This window comes from Prevotella aurantiaca (assembly GCF_015262605.1).
GTDB classification, from domain to species: Bacteria; Bacteroidota; Bacteroidia; order Bacteroidales; family Bacteroidaceae; genus Prevotella; species Prevotella aurantiaca.
This window is the reverse complement of the sequence record NZ_JABZSJ010000008.1, coordinates 17,486-38,013: the sequence shown is the minus strand read 5'-3', so window position 1 is coordinate 38,013 and position 20,528 is coordinate 17,486. Positions and strand designations below refer to the sequence as shown.

Genomic DNA, 20,528 nt, shown 5'->3' with positions numbered 1-20,528 from the left:
GTTATTTAAATTCCACTTTTCTTATATACTTTGGCTTTAACATTTTGTCCACCAATTTGTGCAACTACAATGTAAATACCTTTAGAAAGATTACTTACGTTATAGCTTTCTTGCTTTGAGGTAGATTCAAACACTTTTTCTCCTGCTAAGTCGTAAATGCTAATCTTTTCTGCTTTTTGAGAAACAGTAAGCATATTGTCTTTGAAATATATAGATGCAGAAGAAGGCGTGTTGAGTGTTTCAATGATGTTATTGACTATAGGAGATTTAATACAGATAACTTCTTTCTTATCTAAATCGCCATTATCGAGTACAGAACGATAAGAAGCGACAATCAAACTAAGGTCTGAACCTATTGTCTGACAATTCAAATATTTCGTATTTGAAGGCAATTGCTTATAAAGATTAAAGCCGTATTTTTTTTGGAACCAATCAGAAAGTTCTATCTTTTCATTGTTTTCGTGGAGTAAAAGCTCTATCTTTTCTCCATCAGACGATAACAAATCACCATAGTTAGAAACTGCAACAGGAACAAAATCAGGTACAGACTTAATAATTTCTGCCTCTTTCGTTTCAGTATTATAACGACAAGGATAAACCAATTGTCCAACACGTTCTAAACTCGTAGCCCCCTCAGTATATGAATATTGATTTATTACAACAGTTGGAGCAAGGAATTTTCCGTTTTCACTCATGATAACAGGAACAGAAGTAAATTCAGGACCTTTCTTCCAAGCTTTGAAAAATTCATATTGCCACTTAGCAAATGCTCTTTGATAAGCTTTAACTTGTTCGACATAATCGCTTTCTCCAGGACGAGCAGTAATATAATCCTTCGTTTGTGGTTCTTTGTTCATCCAAGTTTTATAGACGTCCATGTTATAAGATAAGGCAACAAAAGGAGTTTCATATTCCCATTCACCATTATCCTTCTTATGGTATATGATGACTTGAGAATAAGAACCACGTTGTTCCATCATAACACCAATAATAGTTTTTCCATCAGGAGAGATTGCTCGAGGAGAAATAAACTGTGTTTTGCCACCTAAAAAATCAGTTTCAGGATTAGGCAAACCTATATATTTATAGTTGTCGTCTTCTTGTTTTTCCCATAATGCTGGAATAGTTTTATAAGGGCTGCTTGCATTTCCTTTACCAATGATGTAACCTGTAATATATTTACCATCGCCTGTACATTGTGCACAACAACCATCTTGCCATTCGCCTTCGGGATAAGGAAGTGGTTCCCAACCAATTTCACTATCACGATAGATTGCAGCTTGTTTCTTATCGTTTTTGCCAACTAAAGTTCCGTCGTCTGTTACATCTAAAGCTGCCATATCCGAATAAGAATCAGCAGCAGGTATCGTGATAAGCGCTTTCTCTTCTAAATCGAATCGATAAGCTTCTTCATACATGCGTGCTCCGCAAATATATCTGCCATTGTTGGAAATACCCTTTACGTTTACAGAAGTACCTGTAAAAATTACTTGAGGATTACTTCCAGTTTGAGATTGTGCAGATACTTGAACAGCAAATGCTGCACTTATTAGCGAAATGTAAAAATAATGTTTCATAAATATTATACTGTTTGAGGTAGTTATTAAAATTAGGTTATTGTTCACAAAGTTAGCGGTTATTGCTGAGAAGAAGGACTTTTTAAGGTTTTTGCTTGTTTGAATTCTTGAATTCAGACAAAATCTGAATGTTTTTCTTTAATCTTAGCGTCGATGTTTCTTTGAAAGTCGAAAGGAGTTAAACCTGTTACTTGCTTAAATGCAGCTATGAATGATGAGCGGGATTTAAAGCCTACGCTGTTTCCAATAGCTTCCAAAGTAAAACCACTATACTGTTCCTTATCTTCTATGCGTTTACACGCTTCTTTAATTCTATATTTGTTAAGAAGGTTAGAGAAACTGCATTGCATTCTTTCGTTAATAACTTGAGAAATATATTTGTAGTTTACTCCAACTTTAGCAGCTAACTGGTTTGCAGAGAAATCGCAAAGGAAAATACTCTCATCATTATCCATCAATGTGAGAATTTTCTGAAGCAATTCTTCTTTGCGTTGGTCGCTAAGATTGCTTGACTTATATTTTCTTTCCTGTTTATCTTCAGCAAACTGTTCCTCTAAAGCTTGTCGGCGCAGGCGTTCTTTTTCTTCGGATTGAAAGAGTTCGATATTTTTTTGAAACAGAGCTTGGTTAGATTGTTTAAGTTTTTTATTCTTGGAAGCTACTAAGAATAAAAAAATTGCAATGATAAAACCAATTATCAAAAATAGGAAAATAACAATTCTCTGAATTTCCTTTTGATGCTCTAATTGTTTAAGATGCAATTCCACATCCTTCATCTTATTCTCAAATTCCATTTCGTTGATACCTGCAATAAGACGATAATTGAGCAGAGAATCTTTTAGCAAGACGTATTTGCTCTGATATTCTGCCGCTTTCTGCGTATTTCCTATCCTGCTATAGGTTTCATGCAAGAGTTTGTAAGCCTCCAGTTTCGTATCCTTTGTTTCAAAATCCGCACTGATATTTTCCCCTGTTTTTAATTCTTGCAATGCTTCCTTATATTTTCCTTGTAGACAATAACTTTTAGCTAAGTTGATGTGTGCTAAATAGATATAACGGGAATATTCGAGAGAAGGCTCTTTAAACAATTGCAATTGTGCTTTGAAATAAGTCAAAGCCAATTCTGTGTTTTTCTTTTCTAAGGCTAAAGTGCCTAAATAGAGTAAAGAGTCGTATTCGTATTCCAAGACACAAAAGCTCTTAGGAATTTGCTTAAAGACAGCAACTTCAGAATGTATAGAATTTAATTCCTGCATTTCGGATACTACCATGATAATGTTGCCGAAAGCATTGAGCATTACTCTCCAATCGTTATATTTTCGCGCTTCATAAAAGGCCGACTTGTAATGCCTAAGTGCTTTGCGATACAAATTCTTTTCCATACTTTGTTCGGCAATCATCTGATACATAAAACCAAAATTGAGGTAGACCCATGCAGAATTTAGTTTTCTTTCCTTGCAAACATTAAGACTCTCTTTTAAAATCTCGTTCGATTTGATATAGTCATAGTAGTGAAAAAAGTAGATATACCACAACCCTCCGAGCGTCTTTGTAAGCATCGAGTCGTTGATAACTCCTTTGTTTTCTGCATATCTCTTATAGATAATGCTGTAACACATCAGTGCACTATCCAAAATGTTTTTTTGGTCCATATACACAGATGCTTCTCTAAGCAGAACTTCGTTAGAATATGTTTTGAAATCTGTTAACTGATTTTCTGAATTATAGTTTGGTTCGTTTGTATTAGTATGGTATTCTGTATTACGCTTTCCACTCAAATTTGTTTTCTTCTTGTTAATACTTGATGAAGAATTCTGAGCATACGCAATTATTGCAATCAATAGGCAGGTTATTGTTAGTATTCTTCTTATCATGTATTAACTTTATTTTGATTTAGATTTTCTTATTCTACTGCAATATTATAAATAATTTTTATAATTAGCAAGCTTTTTAAACTCTAATACCTTATAAACGCATGTACACTAAGATATTATGGATATAAAAAACATAATTATAAAAACAAAAACGTAATTACGAAATAAAAATTTGTAATTACGTTTTTTCTATTTCGTAATTAGTCGTTCCTTAAAAATATATTTCAGGAACGACTAAATAATTTACAGGATAATGTACTATGAATCAGAGGAATATTAGGTTTATAAGGGAGGACTATTTACACGTTTCATAGGTGCATTGCGTTTTAATAAATTAAGGGATTATAAATACATCTTTTACAATGCAATGCCATATCCTATTGTTAAGACCCAATTGCGGTTGCAGATATTTGCATCTATGTAGTTATAGACTTTCGTTAGTCCGATATTGTATCTAAGGTCTAACGAGAACTTGTTATATTCGTAGGAAAAGCCAATAGGTATAGAGAGGTTGGTACGTTTGTAGACCTCTGTGGTGGTGCCACTTGATTTCCTAGAGCCTTCGTTATCTGGCACCCAAGTGTTTCCATTCTTATTATAAACTTCTGTTGTATTTTTATTTTTTCCTTTTAATAAATATCCTATTTGAATACCGAAATCAAAGGAAATAGAAGCGTTTTGCCATTTCATTATATCAATCGTTGCCATAATTGGTAACTGTAAGTAATGAAGTTGAGAAGAAAAATCTTTTATATCCCACTTTTTTGCTTCGCTCTCAATTGTATAGTCAGCGAGTTTGCTGCCCTCTGTGGAATATAGAAGTCCAATGCTTGCTCCTGTCTTTTCGGTAATTTGCTTGTGCAATTCAGCCCCAATCGTATATCCAGACTTAAATTTACTTTTTGTCAGTTTCGATGGTTCATATTCTAGTTGAACTGGTATTTGCTTACTATATTTGCTGATATTATAACCTAAGCGTGGATACAGTGTTATATCTCCCTTACTGCGTTGAGCAGTTATGGTAATACAGGAAATGCTAAAAAGCAACAATAATGTCCATTTTCTCATAGAATGTTTATTTTAAGAATTAATTCTCTTTTCTTATTAAAACGTTCTTTTCTCGTTGTTATTATTTCTATCAATACATATTCTTAGTTTTTCTTCTTGGAAGTAAACCATCTGAACACTTCGCCAAGCAGCAGAACTCCCGATGAGGCTACGATGATGATTTCCCAATCGTTAAGGCTTAATGGCGTTACGCTAAACATCTGGCCACCTAATTCTACAATCAGAATTTGACCAACGAGTATCATTAGGGCAATAAACCCAAAGCCGCGACACTCTTTAAAATGAAATGCGCTTTGGTTGGTTGCAAAAGCACGGGCATTAAACATGTTCCAAAATTGTAGCATTACGAACATTGTAAAGAACAGGCTTAATTCGTAAGGAGTAAGTTCTTTATGATTGCTGAAATTAAAATGCAATAAGTCGGTCATTTGTGTAATATCCGAATATTCTAAAATATATAAGAAAGCTAAGAGTGAAAAGAAGAAAATTCCGCCCAAGCCAGTGATGCGAATCCACATATTACGTGTTATAATAAATGCGTTACGGTTGCGTGGTCGGTCGTTCATAACTTTTTGTGATGGTGGTAAAGAAGCCAGTGCCATTGCTGCAAAAGTATCCATTATGAGATTTACCCACAACATTTGAGTAACAGTAAGCGGACTATGTGTACCCATAAATGCGCCAGCCAAAACAATGAGGCACGCCACAACATTTACAGTAAGTTGGAAAAGAATAAAACGCTGAATGTTTTGATATAAACTGCGTCCCCACATTACGGCACGACCAATAGAAAGAAAAGAATTGTCGACAATTGTAATATCAGAAGCTTCCTTGGCAACACTTGTTCCATCACCCATAGATAATCCTACATGAGCAGCTTTTAATGCAGGAGCATCATTTGTTCCGTCTCCAGTAACTGCGACTACCTGATTGAGCGATTGCAATGTTTCTACCAAACGTTTTTTATCCATTGGTTTTGCACGTGCTATAATTTTTAAATCCAGCACACGTTGTTTCAATTCTTCATCTGTAAGTGCAGCAAATTCAGGACCAGTGATAATATTATGGTCGTTATCTTCTTCTGTCCATAATCCCACCTGTCTTCCTATTTCTTTTGCAGTTCCAGGAGTATCGCCAGTTACAATCTTTACGCTGATTCCAGCATCAATACATTCTTGAACTGCAGCAGGAACTTCCTTGCGTACAGGGTCGGCAATAGCAACAATACCTAAGAAACAGAAGTTAGGAGTAATATTGGTTTCGCCGTTCATAATTTTAGCGATAATACCTGCTTTTAAATCCGTTATCATTGTTTCAGGTAATTCAAAATAAGCAAAGCCTAAAGTGCGCATTGCTTTATTTTGCCACGACAATAATTGTTTAAATATAGATTCCCACGATGTACTATTATCTGCTAAAGATGTACAATATTGCTGTATAATATCGGTTGCTCCCTTTATATAAAGTATAGTTTTGCCAGGCAATGAAGCAGAACGAACCAATGTAGCCATATATTTTCGCTCAGTAGAGAATGGAAGCTCGTCTATGATTTCAACATCCTCACGCATTAGCTGATAATCATTTCCTTGGTCGCGAAGCCACAAAAGTAAAGCTCCTTCGGTAGGATTACCCAAAGCAACAGGTTTTTCTGGGTCAGAAAGGTCGAGCGAAGCTGTAGAATTAACGGCAATACCTTCTTTTAATAAAGTATCAAGCGTAGCATCTTCTCTATTGGCTTGCATAGCATAAACGCGCATTTGGTTTTGCGTAAGCGTTCCTGTTTTGTCGGTACAAATTACAGTTGTTGCACCCATCGTTTCGCAAGCGTGCATCTTTCTAACGAGGTTGCTGGTTTGAAGCATTCTACGCATAGAATAAGCCAAACTTAATGTAACTGCCATTGGAAGTCCTTCGGGAACAGCAACAACAATAAGGGTAACGCAAATCATAATACTATCTAATAAGTATTGAATGAAATGTACCCAGTCGAAAGTAAATTCGTTGAAGAACATTAATAAGCGTCCCGTTAATATTAAAGTTCCCAAACCATAACTTGCCCACGTGATAAGTTTGCCAAGTTTGTTAAGTTGTTCTGTGAGTGGAGTTTTTACGCTGTTATCTATTTGTGCTGCCGTGAAAACTTTTCCGTTCTCGGTAGCATCACCAACACGAGTAACACGAAATAAACCATGTCCTTCCATTACTTTTGTACCACGTAGAACATGATTAGTAGGAAAAGTTGCGTCGTGGTCGAACTCTTCTGGTTTTATGCTCTTCTTACAAATAGGTTCACCTGTAAGTGTAGATTCATCTATACTTAACGAAACTGCTTTGAGAAGTTCGCCATCGGCAGGAATATTTGAACCAGTATTAAGTAAAACAATATCTCCAACAACAATTTCGCGTTTAGGAACATTTGTCGTATTTCCGTTTCTAATTACTTCTACAAGTTCGTCATCGTCTACTTGATTAAGTATGGAGAAAGCTTTGTTGGCTTTTTCTTCAAAAAAGAATGCCAATCCCGTTGCAAGCAAAATAGCTATGAAGATGCCAACGGGTTCAAAAAAAACCTGCGTTCCTTCGTTAAGGCCAAAATATTCGTAACATGATATGCCAATAGAGAAAATGCCTGCTATAAGAAGAATAACAATGAGAGGATCGTTAAACTTTGCAATAAATCTTTTCCAAAGTGGGGTTTGCGCAGGAGGAGTGAGAATGTTTTCACCGAATTTCAATCTATTTTCTTTGACTTCCAGATCGTTAAGTCCTACATAATGTTGTTTGTGTTCCATAAAAACAATGAATATAGTGCAAAGATAATCAAACTATTAGAAATAATGGACGAATTTATGCAGGAATGCTCCTTCTAATAAAGAAAAACTATAAAACATTTGGATAACTGCAAATTTATTGCTAACTTTGCATCGTTCAGTGGAATGAGGAGCTTTTACAAGTTCCTCATTTTTCATATTTTTTATGTGGGAAAATAAAGGTTTTAAGTTAAAATCATCCTCACGAAAAGTAGTAAAAGTTCGGTGGTAATAATCAGAAACCACCTAAAACAGTATATGATAGATAAAAACGTTGTTAAAAAGCTTGTTGATGAATGGCTGGAAGGTAAAGAATACTTTCTTGTTGATATTCAAATAAGCCCCGATGCCAAAATTGTAGTTGAAATAGACCATATCGATGGAGTATGGATTGAAGACTGCGTAGAGTTAAGTAAGTTTATTGAAGAACATCTTTCTCGCGACGAAGAAGATTACGAACTTGAAGTTGGGTCGGCTGGTTTAGGACAGCCATTCAAAGTTCCACAACAATACATCAATTTCATTGGAAAGGAAGTTGAAGTGTTAGACCAAGACAGACGCAAGGTAAGAGGATTTCTTAAAAGTGTTGAAGGTGAAAACTTTGTGGTTTCGGTCAATGAAAAGGTACAAGTGGAAGGAAAGAAACGTCCTGTAAAGATGGATGTAGACCATGAGTACAATATGAATGAAGTAAAATACACAAAATATATAATTAGTTTCAAGTAAAACTATGGCAGCAAGAAAAGAAGAAGAACGTCCGAATATGGTCGAGACCTTTAAAGAGTTTAAAGACACAAAGAGTATCGATCGCACAACATTGGTGAGCGTTTTGGAAGAGAGCTTTCGCAACGTTATTGCCAAAAAATATGGTTCGGACGAAAACTTTGATGTTATTGTAAACCCAGATAAGGGAGACTTTGAGATATACCGTAACCGTGTTGTTGTTGCAGATGGTGAGGTACAAGACGAAAATAAAGAAATCAGCTTGACTGATGCACAAAAAATAGAACCTGACTATGAAGTGGGAGAAGATGTTTCGGAACCTGTAGACTTTGCTAAGTTTGGTCGTCGTGCTATTCTTAATCTTCGTCAAACATTGGCTTCAAAAGTTTTGGAGTTGGAACACGACTCATTATATAACAAGTATAAAGATCGTGTTGGACAGATTATCTCTGGAGAAGTTTACCAAGTTTGGAAGCGCGAGGTGTTGCTCGTAGATGAAGATAACAACGAACTTATTCTTCCTAAAGGTGAACAAATTCCACGCGACCAGTATCGTAAAGGTGAAACTGTACGTGCCGTGATATTGCGTGTAGACAATGAAAACAATAATCCAAAGATTATTCTCTCACGTACTGCACCAACATTCTTGGAACGCTTACTTGAAGCTGAGGTTCCTGAAATTGAAGACGGACTTATCAGTATTAAGGGCATTGCTCGTATGCCTGGTGAACGTGCAAAGATTGCTGTAGAAAGTTACGACGATCGTATTGATCCTGTAGGCGCTTGTGTCGGAGTACGTGGTAGTCGCGTACATGGTATTGTACGTGAACTTTGCAACGAAAATATTGACGTTATTAACTGGACTGCAAATATTAAACTTTTTATACAACGTGCTTTGTCGCCAGCTAAGGTGAGCAGTCTTACTATTGATGAAGAAAATAAAAAGGCGGAAGTTTTCTTGCAACCAGAAGAAGTTAGCTTGGCAATTGGTCGAAGCGGTATGAATATCAAGTTGGCAAGTATGCTGACAGGCTATACTATAGATGTATTCCGTGAACTTGACGAACAGGCTGCTGAAGAAGATATTTACTTGGATGAATTCTCTGACGAAATAGATAAATGGGTTATTGACGCAATTAAGTCTATTGGCCTTGATACTGCTCGTCAGGTTTTGAACGCTCCTCGTGAAATGCTAATTGAAAAGGCAGACCTTGAAGAAGAAACCGTTGATAACGTGTTGAATATATTAAGAGCAGAATTTGAAAGTTAGGTGTTAGAAGATAGATGCTTCGCTATATAGAAGCAATATCAAAGAAAGTGTAGCATCTATCTGAAAAGTTCGAGAACAATAACATAACACCACATTCAAAAAGAAAGAAAATATTAATGAGCATCAGATTAAACAAAGCAATTCGAGAACTGAATATAGGACTTCAAACGGCAGTGGAGTTCTTAGAGAAACGACAGGAACTGGGCGAAGTAAAGGGAGACCCTAACTTCAAACTCAGCGATGAACAATTTAAGGCACTTGAGAAGGAATTTAAAACCGATCAGGCAGTAAAGAATGATGCTGCCAAAATCTTCCAAAAGAAGCAAAAAGATAAAGTGCGCGTTAAAAAGACTGCCGATACAAAGGCAGATCCAATTATTAAGCAAGAGCTTCCAAAGTTCAAACCTGTCGGGAAAATAGATCTCGATCAGCTGAATAAGCCTGCAGCTAAAGTGTCTGCTGCTCCTGAAGAGAAAAAAGGAAATACTGAAACGGGTGCTGCCGACCCTAAGAAAAACGTACAGGTGGAAACTGATCCAAAAAAAGTAGAGAAACCAGTGGAAGCAAAACCTGTAAAGGAAGAAAAGCATAAGGAAAATCCAGCTACAACAGATATAAAGAATAGTCAGAAGCGAACAGAGGAAGTACAAAAAACAGAAACACCTAAGGCTGAAACCTCAAAGACTGACTTGGTAGCTGAGAAAAAACATGAAGAAGTAAAGAATAGCGATAAAGAAATGGAAGCTAACGACAATGGCATTTTCCAGACTAAACATGAGGTGGAAATGCTAAACCAACCGAAGGTGAATATCTTAGGTAAAATAGACCTTAGTAGTATAAACCAAAGTACGCGCCCAAAGAAAAAGACAAAAGAAGAGCGCAGAAAAGAACGTGAAGACAAGTCTGCGCAAAATGCGCAAGGTAAGAAAAAACGTGTTCGTATAAATAAGGAACGCGTTGATATAAATGCTGCTGCAAACCAACAACAAGGTGGTAAGCGTAGCGGAAAGAAGAATAACAATAACAACGAAAATAATGGTAAGAATGCTGCTGGCGGAAAGAAAAACCGTAATCGTAATCAAAAACCTTTAGAGGTTGATGACGAAGCAGTAGCACGCCAGGTAAAAGAAACGCTTGCTCGCCTTACAAGCAAGAGTCAAAATAAAAAAGGTGCGAAGTATCGTAAGGAAAAACGTGAAGCGGTTCAAGAACGTTTGAATGCTGAGGCTAAGGCAGAACGTAAAGATAGTAAGACACTGAAACTGACAGAATTTGTTACTGTTTCTGAATTGGCAACAATGATGAATTTACCAGTAACACAGGTTATCTCTACTTTGATGTCTGTCGGTATTATGGTGTCAATTAACCAGCGTCTTGATGCTGAAACGATCAACTTGGTGGCTGACGAATTCGGATTTAAGACAGAATACGTAAGTGCAGAAGTTCAAGAGGCTATCAGTGAAGAAGTAGACGAAGAAACCGATCTTGTAAGTCGTGCACCTATTGTAACTGTAATGGGACACGTAGATCATGGTAAAACTTCGTTGCTCGACCACATACGTAATACAAATGTTATTGCTGGTGAAGCAGGTGGTATTACCCAACATATTGGTGCTTATAGCGTAACTTTGAAGAGCGGACGTAGAGTAACATTCCTTGATACTCCTGGACACGAAGCATTTACTGCTATGCGTGCTCGTGGTACACAAGTAACTGATATTGCAATTATCATAATTTCTGCTGATGACTCTGTCATGCCTACAACGAAGGAGGCTATTGCACACGCTCAAGCTGCAGGCGTTCCGATGGTTTTTGCCATTAACAAAATTGATAAACCTGGAGCTAATCCTGATAAAATACGCGAAGACTTGTCGCAAATGAACTTACTTGTAGAAGAGTGGGGTGGTAAGTATCAGTGTCAGGAAATTAGTGCAAAGAAAGGTTTGGGTGTTGCCGACTTGCTTGATAAAGTTTTGCTCGAAGCTGATATGCTTGACTTGAAGGCAAATCCAAATCGCAATGCAACAGGTACAGTAATAGAATCTTCATTAGATAAAGGGCGTGGTTATGTAAGTACGGTGCTTGTTTCTAATGGTACATTAAAGATTGGCGATAACATTATTGCAGGAACTTCGTGGGGACGTATCAAGGCAATGTTCAACGAACGTAATCAACGTGTTGAAAAGGCTGGTCCTTCTGAACCTGTTATTATTCTTGGTTTGAATGGTGCACCAACAGCTGGAGATACATTCCATGTAATGGAAACCGAACAAGAAGCACGTGATATTGCCAATAAGCGTGAACAATTACAGCGTGAACAAGGTTTGCGTACTCAGACACGTTTGACATTGTCGGATATTTCTCATCGAATTGCCCGTGGCGAGTTCCATGAAATGAACATTATTGTAAAGGGAGACACCGATGGTTCAATCGAAGCACTTTCTGATTCATTCATCAAACTTTCTACCGAAAAGGTGAATGTAAATGTAATCAGCAAGGCTGTAGGACAGATTTCTGAAAATGATGTGATGCTTGCTGCGGCTTCTGATGCAATAATTGTAGGTTTCCAAGTACGTCCATCAGCAGATGCTCGTAAGTTAGCAGACCGTGATGGCGTAGAAATCAATACTTATTCAGTTATTTATGATGCAATTGACGATGTAACATCGACAATGGTTGGTATGCTTGATAAGGTGAAGAAAGAAATAGTAACAGGTCAAGTAGAAGTGCAACAAGTATTCAAGATTTCAAAGGTTGGAACTGTTGCGGGTTGTATTGTTACTGAAGGAAAAGTACACAGCAAAGACAAAGGACGTGTTATTCGCGATGGCATCGTAATTCATACGGCAGCAATCAGTGCACTGAAACGTTATAAGGACGATGTGAAGGAAGTTGTTACAGGGTTGGAATGTGGTATTTCGCTTGTTAATTACAACGACCTGCAAACGGGTGATATGATTGAGACATTCACCGAAATAGAGGTAGAACAAAAACTCTAAGATATGTGTCAAACCGCCTCTCATTTCCATAGGAAAAGCGAGGCGGTTTACTTTTTGGTAACAAATGTTACGGAAAAAATATCGGCACAATCTTTGTCCACATATAATATATTATAAAGTGGCGCTCGAAGAATGAAAAGTAAATCATGAAAGTAACTTCTCGTTGCTTCAACCGCTTCATAAAAAGGTAAAAAGTACATGTCAGAAAATAATAATAATGAGTATGTAAAGAAGGTGGCCGAACAAAAATATGAGTTTGGTTTCACTACCGATGTACATACAGATATTATCCCGAAAGGCTTAAACGAAGATGTCGTTAGGCTTATTTCGGCGAAGAAAGGGGAACCTGAATGGCTCCTCGATTTTCGTTTAAAGGCGTTTCGTCATTGGCAAACGATGGAAATGCCAAAGTGGCCGCATTTGAATTTACCTGAAATAGACTATCAGGCAATTTCCTACTATGCTGACCCATTGGCGAAGAAACCTAAGAACAAGGAAATAGACCCAGAGTTGGAAAAGACTTTCGACAAACTGGGTATTCCGCTTGAAGAACGTTTGGCGTTAAGTGGTGTTGCAGTAGATGCAATTATGGATTCTGTTTCGGTGAAAACTACATTCAAGAAGCAGTTAGCCGAAAAAGGAATTATCTTTTGTTCGATTGGTGAAGCTGTAAAGGAACATCCCGAATTAGTCCGCCAATATTTAGGATCCGTTGTTCCTTATAAAGATAATTTTACTGCAGCACTCAACTCGGCAGTATTTAGTGATGGTTCGTTCGTGTATATTCCGAAAGGCGTTCGTTGTCCGATGGAGTTAAGTTCATATTTCCGTATCAATGCAATGAATACAGGACAGTTTGAACGTACATTGATTATTGCAGACGATGATTCGTATGTAAGTTATCTTGAAGGTTGTACTGCTCCGATGCGTGATGAAAATCAGCTTCATGCTGCCATTGTTGAAATTGTTGTCTTGGCAAATGCGGAAGTGAAATATTCAACAGTTCAAAACTGGTATCCAGGCGATGAAAACGGCAAAGGTGGAGTGTTGAACCTTGTAACCAAACGTGGTGATTTAAGAGGCAAGAATTCTAAACTATCTTGGACACAGGTAGAAACAGGCTCAGCTATTACTTGGAAATATCCATCTTGTATTTTGCGTGGCGATAATTCGCAGGCAGAGTTCTATTCGGTAGCTGTTACCAACAATTATCAAGAAGCCGATACTGGAACGAAAATGATACATTTGGGCAAGAATACAAAGAGTACCATTATTTCAAAAGGTATTTCGGCAGGCAAGAGTCAGAATTCTTATCGCGGGTTGGTACGTGTAGCACCTAATGCTGACAATGCTCGAAATTATAGTTCTTGCGACTCTTTGCTTTTGGGGTCAACCTGTGGCGCGCATACTTTCCCTTATATGGACGTGCATAACGATTCGGCAATTGTAGAACACGAAGCTACAACATCGAAAATCAGTGAAGACCAGTTATTTTATTGCAATCAACGAGGCATTCCTATGGAAGATGCTATTGGCTTGATTGTTAATGGTTATGCAAAAGATGTATTGAACAAACTTCCGATGGAATTTGCTGTTGAGGCTCAAAAACTTCTCTCCGTTACATTAGAAGGTACAGTGGGATAAAACGAAAGATACCGAGCAAACTCCGAAAAGATACCGAGTAATTTTAAAAAGATTATAGAGTAGCTCTTACAAGGTGACAGTGGTTCATACGAAATATATAAAAATCTACTTAAAAGGAACAAGTATATGAAAAGAACAATGCTGGCGATAGGACTGTTTTTTGCCGTTTCTCTTTTGCACGCTCAAGATTGGGAACCGAAATTGTGGCAGAAATACATTATAGAACAGAAAGTCAAAAACGATACGCTCTGCAATTCAGGCTCAATTCTTATACGTGAAAGAATGGTAGAACCTAAAATAAATTCACGAGCTTTCTATTGTGGTCAGTTTTATGTTCCCGACCCTCCAAGTCTGTTCGCAGAGCAGGAAAAAGCTCTTGAAAGAGCACGTTGGGAAGACAGAGATTATACTTTCGGACAAGCAATGGGAGATCTCTTTTTAGACTTTGTAGGAGATATCTTTGCTGGAGCATTAGATAATTTATTATTCAAGAAACGATAATACAAAAACAACATGTTAGAAGTAAGAAATCTGCACGCTACTATTGCAGATAAAGAAATATTGAAAGGTATAGACCTTACTGTTAAAGATGGCGAAATACATGCCATCATGGGACCAAATGGTTCAGGAAAATCAACTCTTAGTGCAGTACTTACAGGAAATCCACTGTACACAGTAACCGATGGTTCGGCAATTTTCAATGGTAAAGACCTTTTGGAGTTAGGCGCTGACGAACGTGCTAACGAAGGAATTTTCCTTTCGTTCCAATATCCAGTTGAAATTCCAGGTGTAAGTATGACCAACTTTATGAAAGCTGCTGTAAATGCAAAACGCAAATATCAAGGTTTAGAACCTTTGAAAGCTGCTGATTTTATGAAGTTGATGCGTGAAAAGCGTGACCTCGTAGGGTTAGATTCAAAACTTTCGCATCGTTCCGTAAACGAAGGTTTTTCAGGTGGTGAAAAGAAGCGCAATGAAATCTTCCAAATGGCAATGTTACAACCAAAGCTCAGTATATTAGACGAAACCGATTCTGGACTTGATGTTGATGCTATGCGCATCGTTGCTGAAGGTGTTAATAAGATGCACACTTCAGAAACTTCAACTATCGTTATCACTCACTACGACCGACTTTTGGATATGATTAAACCAAGCGTAGTGCACATTCTATATAATGGACGCATTGTAAAGACAGGCGGTCCTGAACTTGCACGTGAAATAGAAAAGCGTGGCTACGACTGGATAAAAGCGGAAGTAGATAAATAGAAAGGCCAAACATGCAAAGCGAAAAACAATATATAGACTTATATAACGAGACGCAAGGAATGATAAAGCAACACTCCTGCGACGTCTTGAATAGGGTGCGCGATAAAGCTTTCGAGGATTTCAAAACACAAGGCTTTCCTACGAAAAAGGTGGAACGCTACAAATATACCGATATCCCAAAGCTATTTGCACCCGACTATGGATTGAATTTGCAGCGATTGAAAATGCCTATCAATCCTTATGCTGAGTTTAAGTGCGACGTTCCAAACCTTAGCACTTCTCTCTATTTCGTTGTAAACGACCAGTTTTACACCGACCAGTTGCCAAAAACGCAACTCAACGATGGCATCGTTGTTGATAGTTTCTCAAACGCAATCAAGACGCATAGCGAAATCATAACCAAACATTATGCTAAACTTGCCGATACAGCGAAAGATGCGCTTACAGCTTTCAATACAATGTTGGCACAAGACGGCTTGTTTGTTTATGTTCCGAAAGGCGTAAAAGCTGACCGAACAATACAAGTTATCAATATTCTTCGTTCCGATGTAGACCTTATGCTGAATCGTCGCATACTCATCGTACTCGAAGAAGGTGCTGAAATGTCAATGTTATTTTGCGACGATTCTGCTGACGACCGTAATTTCTTGTCTACGCAAGTAATCGAAGCATACGTTGGCAATAATGCAAAGTTAGAATTGAATTGTTTGGAAGAAACCCATCTTAAGAATGTTCGCATTTCAAATGTTTATATCGACCAGCAAAGCAATAGTAGCGTGTCGCACAATATTATAACCCTTCATAATGGAGTAACACGCAACAAACTCGATTTGACTTTCAGTGGAGAAGGTAGTGAATGTTTCCTAAATGGTTGTGTTATTGCCGACAAACATCAGCACGTTGATAATAATACGGTCATCAATCATGCAGTGGGCAATTGTACAAGTAATCAACTTTACAAGTATGTTCTCGACGACCATGCTGTGGGTGCTTTTGCAGGTCTTATTTATGTTGCAAAAGATGCCCAGAAGACACTTTCGCATGAAGTGAATCAAAATCTTTGTGCTGCTTCTACTGCTCACATGTATACACAGCCTATGCTCGAAATTTATGCAGATGATGTACAGTGTAATCATGGATCAACAGTTGGTCAGCTAAACGATGCGGCACTCTTCTATATGCAGCAACGTGGCATCGATAAACGTGAGGCAAAACTACTGCTTGAATTTGCTTTTGCAAATGAAGTCATCGATAAAATGGAACTTATTCCACTTCGCGACCGACTTCATCATTTGGTAGAAAAACGCTTCCGTGGCGAACTTGATAAGTGTGGTGGCTGTAAATTGTGCCAATAAAAAAGTAAAGATTATGTACGATATATCTAAGGTGCGCACCGATTTTCCAATCCTTTCACGCACAGTTTACGGAAAACCATTAGTTTATCTCGATAATGCAGCAACAACGCAGAAGCCCCTATGCGTATTAGACGCTATGCGCGACGAATATCTTAACGTAAATGCTAATGTGCATCGTGGAATTCATTGGCTTTCTCAACAAGCTACCGACTTACACGAAGCTGCACGAGAAACGGTAAGAAAATTTATCAACGCACGTTCTACTGCCGAAATAGTTTTTACACGTGGTACAACTGAGAGTCTAAATCTCGTGGCTTCATCTTTCTGCGAAGGTTTTATGCAGGAAGGCGACGAAGTGATAGTGTCCAATGTAGAACATCATTCAAACATTGTACCTTGGCAAATACTTGCTCAACGTCGTGGCATCGTTCTAAAAGTAATTCCTATCAACGATGAAGGTCAGTTTGATATGGATGCTTTCCAACAACTCATTACAGAGAAAACTAAACTTGTTAGTGTAGCCCACGTCAGCAATGTAATGGGAACCATAAATCCTGTTCGTGAAATCATTCGCATTGCCCATGTTCACGATATTCCTGTAATGCTCGATGGCGCACAAAGTGTTCCTCATTTTCCTGTAGATGTACAAGAATTAGATTGCGAGTTCTTAGCTTTTAGTGGACATAAGGTTTATGGTCCTACAGGTATAGGTGTACTTTATGGAAAGGAAGAATGGTTAGACAAACTTCCGCCTTATCAAGGTGGTGGCGAAATGATAGAACGTGTCAGTTTTAATGGCACAACTTTCGAACGTCCTCCTTTAAAATTCGAAGCGGGTACGCCAGATTATGTAGCGACTCATGGATTGGCAACAGCTCTTAATTATGTTACGGAACTTGGAATGGAGAATATTCGTCAGCATGAACAAATGCTAACGGATTATGCAGTAGAACAGATGCGAAGTATTCCTGATATTCGTTTTTTCGGTGTACCTAATGATTCTGCTGCTATAGTTCCTAATCACGATGCTGCTATAAGTTTTCTTGTTGGCGATATACATCCAATGGATTTGGGAACATTACTCGACCAACTTGGAATAGCTGTTCGTACAGGCCATCATTGTGCACAGCCACTTATGGAACGATTCAATATTGTAGGAACTGTTCGTGCTTCTTTTGCACTTTATAATACAAAAGAAGAAATAGACACACTTGTTGAAGGTATAAAACGAGTAGTCAAGATGTTTTAGTCTTTGATGAATGAAATTTGTTGAAACCGCATTTATTTCGTAAACAACAATTTCATGAAAATCATACCCACACTTTGACATTTAAAGTGTATGTATCACAATATAAAAGAGCCGCTTTTACTGAGGTAAAAGCGGCTCTTTTGCAATACGATAAGTTGATTTTAAAATATGTTGATAGTAAAGTGGTCAAGTCAAAAAGTATTTATGGGAACGCTATCACTTATTTTTTAATCTTTGTCTGTGTAAAGATGTGAGTTATTCCCTATTTTTTTAAGCTAAAAAGCTGTCTTTTACGATAGCAATAATAGCTACGAAAAAAGCAGTAATTACAAGCCTCAAAAATTATAATAATAAATTTTTATTTTATAATTATAATTTCAAAATTTATAATTAAATTTTTCGTGTTTTATAATAATAAAATTTTCGAACTACTTTTTAGTAAGAAACTCACGTTATATAAAAGGCGTAATAGATAATTACGCTAACTTCTTTAGTCGCCATACACAAACCAATAGCCATGCCACAAATCCTGCTTTTAATAGAAAACTTTCGGTTGTGGTGAATACTGATAAAAACAAAGCCAATTGTGTTTGTGTCATCAACGATGCTTTATGGCTGCTAACTTCTTCTTCTAACATTTCACTATAATATAAACGCAACCATTCTGCAGGGGCTTTAACCCATGATTTAATATTACGAACCAATTCAAAAGCTTCGATGTTATTGGTGGCAGTAGCCAAATTTATTTCCCTTTTCATAATTATTTCTTATTGATTTTTCTTTTTATGTTGGCAAAATTATACTACCTTTGTGCAGAAGATGTTCAATATGCTAAAAAGTTTAGTTATATAAAGTTAATATGCTAAAGAATTCTTTTTATATAAATAAGGTAGAAGCTGGCTGCGACGAGGCTGGTCGTGGCTGTTTAGCAGGTAGTGTTTATGCTGCTGCTGTTATTCTTCCGCCCGATTATAAAAACGAGTTGCTGAACGATTCGAAACAACTATCCGAGAAAAAACGTTATTTACTGCGTTCTATGATAGAAAAAGATGCGCTTGCTTGGGCGGTTGGTGTGGTTACAGCTGAAGAGATAGATAAAATAAATATTCTCAATGCCAGCATTCTTGCCATGCACCGAGCATTAGATGCGTTAAAGGTCCGACCAGAAGCCATTATTATAGATGGCAATCGTTTTAAACCCTATCAAGACGTACCTTATACAACCATTGTAAAAGGAGATGGTAAATATCTTTCAATTGCTGCAGCCTCTATTCTGGCAAAAACTTATCGAGATGATTACATGCAGTCGATAGCCGAAGAATTTCCGCAATACGATTGGAAATCAAACAAAGGGTATCCAACAAAAAAACATCGTGCTGCCATTAAAGAATTTGGCATTTCGCCTTATCATCGCAAATCTTTTACTTTGCTTCCTCCAGAAGAATTAAGTATTGACTTCAAAGATTAAAGAATTAGTCCATCTGTAGCGTTATGCGTTTTTCCAAACTTCAAAACGAACTTCAACTAATTACTCTTTTAGCGGATTCCGTTGGTTATACTGCCGTTGAATTGAGTAAAAAAATGAATATTTCTCGTAGACAAATCTACTATTTACTCGAATTTATAAAATCGGCAGGATTTGTTCTTTTCAAGCAAGGAGATAAGTATCATATCGACCGCCGTTCTCCTTTCTTCACTCAGCTTTCGCAAACACTTCAGTTTACCGATGCCGAAGTTCGCACTATTTATAATGTATTACTCATGTCAGGTAATAGCAGTGACATGGTAAATCAACTCCGCGCGAAACTCGACCGTGCCTATAATTTTTCGCATAGCATAAGTACAGCTAAGCAGCAAGCACTTATTAATAATGTGAAAATCGTTACACATGCCATTGAAAATAGAAAGATGCTTCGTTTTGTTAGTTATTCCAGTCCCCATAGTCAATCTGTTTCCGATCGTATTGTTGAACCATTCTTTCTGATGAATAACAATCAAGATGTGCGTTGCTATGAAATTAAGTCGAAAATGAATAAAACGTTTCGTCTCAATCGTATGCAAAGCATCGAAGAAATAGATACGCCATGGATATACGAACATTGCCATCGGCAAATCTTTACCGATATTTTTATGTTTAGTAGCGAAGAACACCATAATGTAAAACTTAATCTTGGTCAGCTTGCATACAATATATTTTTAGAAGAATATCCACATGGGGCAAAGTACCTTTCTGCTATTGACGATAAACATTGGATGCTGAATATTGAAGTCTGCGACTTCCGTGGACTTGGACGATTTGTCCTTGGTTTGTATTCTGATATTGAAATTATCGAGAGCAATGAGTTTAAAGAATACATAGAGCACATGCTTTCTTCCTATTTGACAAAAAAATAATTTAACAATTCAAATTACACCTTATTATATATAAGGGCATGGTATGGCCTGTCTTTTTCAGTTTCCTTATTTATGACAAATATTCCCTTAACACCTTGTAATATAGCATTTCAAGGCAGTTGTAACCGCCTTGAAAGGAGGGTTTAATTTGTTTCAAGTTAATAAAAGTGAAAAAAGTAAGCGTTTCATTAAATTTATTTGTCGTATTAAATTCGAAATACTATCTTTGCAATTACGTTAAAAGATGAAAACACTTTCGGTTTTAACTAAGCTATGAGAAGATGGGACGAGCTCCCAAA

Annotated in this window: 15 protein-coding genes; 10 read left to right on the top strand and 5 right to left on the bottom strand. The window is 37.3% G+C overall.

The window, feature by feature from the left end; translation table 11 throughout:
- Positions 1-5: 5 nt before the first annotated feature.
- From HXN26_RS02830 to HXN26_RS02815, 4 genes are all read right to left on the bottom strand, one after another.
- The gene (locus HXN26_RS02830) at positions 6-1,577 is read right to left on the bottom strand and encodes a T9SS type A sorting domain-containing protein (protein ID WP_273158526.1); all 1,572 of its coding nucleotides are present in this window, start codon (positions 1,575-1,577) and stop codon (positions 6-8) included.
- 113 nt (positions 1,578-1,690) lie between these two features.
- Complete coding sequence (locus HXN26_RS02825) at positions 1,691-3,451, bottom strand: helix-turn-helix domain-containing protein (protein WP_273158525.1); 1,761 nt, start codon at positions 3,449-3,451, stop codon at positions 1,691-1,693.
- 357 nt (positions 3,452-3,808) lie between these two features.
- Complete coding sequence (locus tag HXN26_RS02820; protein WP_273158523.1) at positions 3,809-4,519, bottom strand: porin family protein; 711 nt, start codon at positions 4,517-4,519, stop codon at positions 3,809-3,811.
- 83 nt (positions 4,520-4,602) lie between these two features.
- Positions 4,603-7,311, bottom strand: coding sequence for a calcium-translocating P-type ATPase, PMCA-type (locus HXN26_RS02815; RefSeq protein WP_273158521.1), 2,709 nt, complete (start codon positions 7,309-7,311; stop codon positions 4,603-4,605).
- 276 nt (positions 7,312-7,587) lie between these two features.
- Between HXN26_RS02815 and rimP the strand changes: the two genes are divergently transcribed.
- From rimP to HXN26_RS02775, 8 genes are all read left to right on the top strand, one after another.
- On the top strand, positions 7,588-8,055 hold the full coding sequence (gene rimP / locus HXN26_RS02810; RefSeq protein WP_025001177.1) for a ribosome assembly cofactor RimP: 468 nt from the start codon (positions 7,588-7,590) through the stop codon (positions 8,053-8,055).
- A gap of 4 nt (positions 8,056-8,059) precedes the next feature.
- Complete coding sequence (nusA, locus tag HXN26_RS02805; protein WP_025001178.1) at positions 8,060-9,322, top strand: transcription termination factor NusA; 1,263 nt, start codon at positions 8,060-8,062, stop codon at positions 9,320-9,322.
- A gap of 116 nt (positions 9,323-9,438) precedes the next feature.
- The gene (gene infB, locus HXN26_RS02800) at positions 9,439-12,321 is read left to right on the top strand and encodes a translation initiation factor IF-2 (protein ID WP_273158517.1); all 2,883 of its coding nucleotides are present in this window, start codon (positions 9,439-9,441) and stop codon (positions 12,319-12,321) included.
- A gap of 198 nt (positions 12,322-12,519) precedes the next feature.
- Positions 12,520-13,965 (top strand): Fe-S cluster assembly protein SufB, encoded by a 1,446-nt coding sequence (sufB, locus tag HXN26_RS02795; protein WP_025001180.1) that lies wholly within the window; start codon positions 12,520-12,522, stop codon positions 13,963-13,965.
- 126 nt (positions 13,966-14,091) lie between these two features.
- On the top strand, positions 14,092-14,466 hold the full coding sequence (locus tag HXN26_RS02790) for a hypothetical protein (RefSeq protein WP_273158514.1): 375 nt from the start codon (positions 14,092-14,094) through the stop codon (positions 14,464-14,466).
- Positions 14,467-14,478: 12 nt separating this feature from the next.
- Positions 14,479-15,231: a Fe-S cluster assembly ATPase SufC gene (sufC, locus tag HXN26_RS02785; protein ID WP_273158512.1), complete on the top strand. Its 753-nt coding sequence runs from the start codon at positions 14,479-14,481 to the stop codon at positions 15,229-15,231.
- Between the two features lie 11 nt (positions 15,232-15,242).
- Complete coding sequence (gene sufD / locus HXN26_RS02780; protein WP_273158510.1) at positions 15,243-16,586, top strand: Fe-S cluster assembly protein SufD; 1,344 nt, start codon at positions 15,243-15,245, stop codon at positions 16,584-16,586.
- 13 nt (positions 16,587-16,599) lie between these two features.
- Positions 16,600-17,835: an aminotransferase class V-fold PLP-dependent enzyme gene (locus HXN26_RS02775; protein WP_273158508.1), complete on the top strand. Its 1,236-nt coding sequence runs from the start codon at positions 16,600-16,602 to the stop codon at positions 17,833-17,835.
- 476 nt (positions 17,836-18,311) lie between these two features.
- Here the strand turns inward: HXN26_RS02775 and HXN26_RS02770 are convergent, their stop codons facing one another.
- Complete coding sequence (locus HXN26_RS02770; protein ID WP_025001183.1) at positions 18,312-18,593, bottom strand: hypothetical protein; 282 nt, start codon at positions 18,591-18,593, stop codon at positions 18,312-18,314.
- 101 nt (positions 18,594-18,694) lie between these two features.
- Between HXN26_RS02770 and HXN26_RS02765 the strand changes: the two genes are divergently transcribed.
- Both HXN26_RS02765 and HXN26_RS02760 read left to right on the top strand, forming a co-directional pair.
- Positions 18,695-19,303, top strand: a complete 609-nt coding sequence (locus HXN26_RS02765; RefSeq protein WP_273158505.1) for a ribonuclease HII — start codon at positions 18,695-18,697, stop codon at positions 19,301-19,303.
- 23 nt (positions 19,304-19,326) lie between these two features.
- Positions 19,327-20,229, top strand: coding sequence for a helix-turn-helix transcriptional regulator (locus tag HXN26_RS02760; protein WP_273158503.1), 903 nt, complete (start codon positions 19,327-19,329; stop codon positions 20,227-20,229).
- The last annotated feature ends 299 nt before the right edge of the window (positions 20,230-20,528 follow it).

Coding starts and splice junctions, on each gene's coding strand:
- sufB (WP_025001180.1), top strand. CDS start 12,520: ATGTCAGAAAATAATAATAATGAGTATGTAAAGAAGGTGGCCGAACAA.
- infB (WP_273158517.1), top strand. CDS start 9,439: ATGAGCATCAGATTAAACAAAGCAATTCGAGAACTGAATATAGGACTT.
- sufC (WP_273158512.1), top strand. CDS start 14,479: ATGTTAGAAGTAAGAAATCTGCACGCTACTATTGCAGATAAAGAAATA.
- HXN26_RS02790 (WP_273158514.1), top strand. CDS start 14,092: ATGAAAAGAACAATGCTGGCGATAGGACTGTTTTTTGCCGTTTCTCTT.
- HXN26_RS02820 (WP_273158523.1), bottom strand. CDS start 4,519: ATGAGAAAATGGACATTATTGTTGCTTTTTAGCATTTCCTGTATTACC.
- HXN26_RS02825 (WP_273158525.1), bottom strand. CDS start 3,451: ATGATAAGAAGAATACTAACAATAACCTGCCTATTGATTGCAATAATT.
- HXN26_RS02765 (WP_273158505.1), top strand. CDS start 18,695: ATGCTAAAGAATTCTTTTTATATAAATAAGGTAGAAGCTGGCTGCGAC.
- HXN26_RS02770 (WP_025001183.1), bottom strand. CDS start 18,593: ATGAAAAGGGAAATAAATTTGGCTACTGCCACCAATAACATCGAAGCT.
- HXN26_RS02815 (WP_273158521.1), bottom strand. CDS start 7,311: ATGGAACACAAACAACATTATGTAGGACTTAACGATCTGGAAGTCAAA.
- sufD (WP_273158510.1), top strand. CDS start 15,243: ATGCAAAGCGAAAAACAATATATAGACTTATATAACGAGACGCAAGGA.
- HXN26_RS02830 (WP_273158526.1), bottom strand. CDS start 1,577: ATGAAACATTATTTTTACATTTCGCTAATAAGTGCAGCATTTGCTGTT.
- HXN26_RS02775 (WP_273158508.1), top strand. CDS start 16,600: ATGTACGATATATCTAAGGTGCGCACCGATTTTCCAATCCTTTCACGC.
- rimP (WP_025001177.1), top strand. CDS start 7,588: ATGATAGATAAAAACGTTGTTAAAAAGCTTGTTGATGAATGGCTGGAA.
- nusA (WP_025001178.1), top strand. CDS start 8,060: ATGGCAGCAAGAAAAGAAGAAGAACGTCCGAATATGGTCGAGACCTTT.
- HXN26_RS02760 (WP_273158503.1), top strand. CDS start 19,327: ATGCGTTTTTCCAAACTTCAAAACGAACTTCAACTAATTACTCTTTTA.